The sequence below is a fragment of the Burkholderia sp. Cy-637 genome (assembly GCF_011753175.1).
Lineage (GTDB): Bacteria > Pseudomonadota > Gammaproteobacteria > Burkholderiales > Burkholderiaceae > Burkholderia > Burkholderia gladioli.
Genome location: NZ_VWWC01000323.1, coordinates 1 through 3,145 on the forward strand (window position 1 = coordinate 1; position 3,145 = coordinate 3,145).

At 72.9% G+C, this 3,145-nt stretch carries 2 protein-coding genes; both read left to right on the forward strand.

What is annotated here, in order from left to right:
• Nucleotides 1-1,665 (forward strand): condensation domain-containing protein (locus F3J10_RS35035; RefSeq protein WP_240155802.1); only part of this gene is annotated, 1,665 nt, incomplete at its 5' end.
• On the forward strand, nt 1,649-3,145 hold a 1,497-nt coding region (locus F3J10_RS35040; RefSeq protein WP_167243996.1), incomplete at its 3' end, for a polyketide synthase. The genes F3J10_RS35035 and F3J10_RS35040, both read left to right, overlap by 17 nt.

A 3,145-nucleotide genomic window follows, 5' to 3' on the forward strand; every position in this document is an offset into this window, starting at 1 on the left:
CCGGCGCGCGCGCCTGCCGCCACGGCGAAGCCGGGCGGCGCCGAGCCCGGGCCGGCGGTGGGCGGCACGCTCGCCACGGCGGCACAGCGCGGCATCTGGCTGCTCGAGAACAGCCCCGGCGGGCGGGCCGTGTCGAATGCACCGCTGGTGTTCGAGTACGACGGCACGCTCGACCGCGCGCGGCTCGCGCGCTGCGTCACGCACTGGCTGGCCTGCCATCCGATCCTGCGCAGCACCTATGCCTGGGAGGACGGCGGCCTGCGGATCCGCGAGCGCGAGACCGCGCCCTTCGTGCTCGCGAGCGTCGACCTGCGCGCCGAGCCGGAAGCGCAGCGCCTGGCGAGCGCCGAGGCGCTGATCGCGGCCGAGGCGATGCGGCCCTTCGATCTGCGCCACGACCCGATGCTGCGCGTGACCGAACTGCGGCTCGGCGAGCGGGCCGGGCGATTGATCTTCGTGTTCCATCACATCGCGGTGGACGACCGCGCGATGAACGTGCTGTTCGCCGAGCTGGAGCGGCACTATCGCGCCGGCGACGCGCCGCTCGCGGCCGACGGCACGCCCACCCGGCGGTTCGCCGACTTCGCCGCCCAGACGCGTGGCGCCGAAGCCGCGGCGGCCGACCTGGGCTACTGGGTCGAGCAGTTGCGCGACTATCGCGGCGCGACCGCCTATCTCGTCGAGCCCGAGGCGAAGCCGCCCACGCGCTTCGCAGGGCGGCTCCATCGCCACCTGCTGCCGGCCGCGACCAGCCGCGATTTCGAGGCGGCCGCGGCGCGCCGCGCGGTGACGCCGTTCGCGCTGTTCGCCACCGCCGTGACCACGCTGGTGCGGCACGGCGCCGGCACCGACGACGTGACGATCGGCTCGTTCTTCTCGCAGCGCGACCATTTCGCGGACAGCGAGCTGGTGGGCTTCTTCGTCAACACGCTGCCGCTGCGGGTACGAAGCGGCGCCGACTGGGACCTGGACCGGCTCGCGCAGGCGGTCTCGCTCACGCTGGCCGAGGCGCAGACGCATCGCCACGTGGCGACCGAGGATATCTTCGACGCGCTGCAGGCCAGCACCGCGCTGCGGCGCGCCGCGTTCCGCGTGATGGTGAACCTGGAGCCGGAGCAGGCCGAGATGCTGGAGATGGACGGCTTCACCGCGCGCCGGGTGCCGCTCGACCGCGGCGTGGCCAAGTACGACCTGCTGTTCTCCCTGCGCAAGGAGGAGGACGGCTACCGCGTGCTGGTCGAGTATCACACCGGGCTCTACGACGAGGCGATCATCGCGCGGATCTGCGCGAATCTCGATCGCGTGCTCGCGGCGCTGACGGGCGAGGCGCGCGTCGCGCTGGCCGAGCTGGCGCTGCCCGACCCGCGCGACGAGGCGGCCTGGCAGGCGGCCGGCAGCGCCGCGGCGCCGCTGGATTTCCGCGCCCTGGTGCGCGAGATCTGGGCCGGCGAGGTCGGCCGTGGCGATTTCGGCGACGGCGAGAATTTCTTCGACGTCGGCGGCAGCTCGCTGAAGATCATGTCGGTCTACGAGAAGCTTTCGCGCCGCCTGGGCGAGCGCGGCTTCGACAAGGAACTCGACATCGTCGCCCTGTTCGAGCACGTTACCGTCGGCTCGCTGGCCGCCTTCCTCGAGGAATGGACCGCCCATGACGCCCTTGCATGATGAACGCCAGGCGGCCGGCGCGGCCGCGCTCGACATCGCGGTGATCGGCGTGGGCGCGCGCGTGCCCGGCGCACGCGGCCCCGACGCGCTGTGGTCGCTGCTGATGTCGGGCGAGGACGGCCTGACCACCTTCACGCCCGAGCAACTGGCCGGCGAGCTCGACGCGCTCGGCGAGCACGAGCGTGCCCGCTACGTGCCGCGCCGCGGCGTGATCGACGGCATCGAGATGTTCGACTCGGCGTTCTTCAAGCTGTCGGCGGCCGAGGCGGACCTGCTCGATCCCCAGCACCGCGTGCTGATGGAGGTGGTCTGGGAGGCCCTGGAGGATGCCCAGGCAAGCGACTGCGCGGGTGCCTCGATCGGCCTGTTCACCACCTCGGGCCTGAGCCAGTACCTGATCCGCAACCTGCTGCCCGACCCGGCGCTGCGCGAGCGGCACGGCGAGCTGCAGTTGCTGATGCTCAACGACAAGGACTTCCTCGCCACCCGCCTGGCCTATTTCCTCGACGTGCACGGGCCGGCCGTCAACCTGCAGACCGGCTGTTCGAGCGCCCTGGTGGCGCTGCACTACGCGTGCCTGTCGCTGCGGCGCGGGGATTGCGAGGCGGCGGTGGTGGGCGGGGTGTCGATCGCCTTGCCGCAGCAGTCGGGTTATGTCTACTCGGAGAACATGATCGGTTCGCGCGACGGGACCTGCCGGGCATTCGACCGCGAGGCATCCGGCACGGTGCGCGGCAACGGCGCCTGCGCGGTGGTGCTCAAGCCGCTGGCGGCCGCGCTCGCCGCCGGCGATCCGGTGCGCGCCGTGATCAAGGGCAGCGCGCTCAACAACGACGGCCGCGACAAGGTCGGCTTCACCGCGCCGAGCCCGCGCTGGCAGGCCGAGGTGATCGCGCGTGCCTATCGCGACTGCGGCGTCGCGCTCGACGATATCGACCTGGTCGAGGCGCATGGCACGGGCACCCCGCTGGGCGATCCGATCGAGGCGCGCGCGCTCAATCAGGCCTTCGCGAGCGCCGGCACGCGCCGCACGCGCCATCTCGGCGCGCTGAAGACGCAGATCGGCCATCTCGACACCGCCGCCGGGCTCGCGGGGCTCGTCAAGCTGTGCCTCGCGCTCGACCACGACACGATCCCGCCGACCGCGCATTTCCGCGAATTCAATCCGCGCATCGGCTTCGGCGATGCGCCGTTCGAGATCAACCGGGAGCCGGTCGCCTGGCCGCGCCGCGAGCGGCCGCGCTACGCGGCGCTCAGCTCGTTCGGCATCGGCGGCACCAACGCGCATGTGGTGCTGGCCGAGGCGCCGGCGCGCGAGCCGGTGCCCTGCGAGGGGCCGCAGGCGATCGTGGTGTCGGCCCGCAGCGCCGCGGCGCTCGCCGCCTTGCGCGATGACTACGTGCAGGCACTCGGCGCGCTGGACGAGGCCGACGCCGCCGGCTTCGCGGCGTTCGCGGCGGCCACTCGCGTCGGCCGCCGC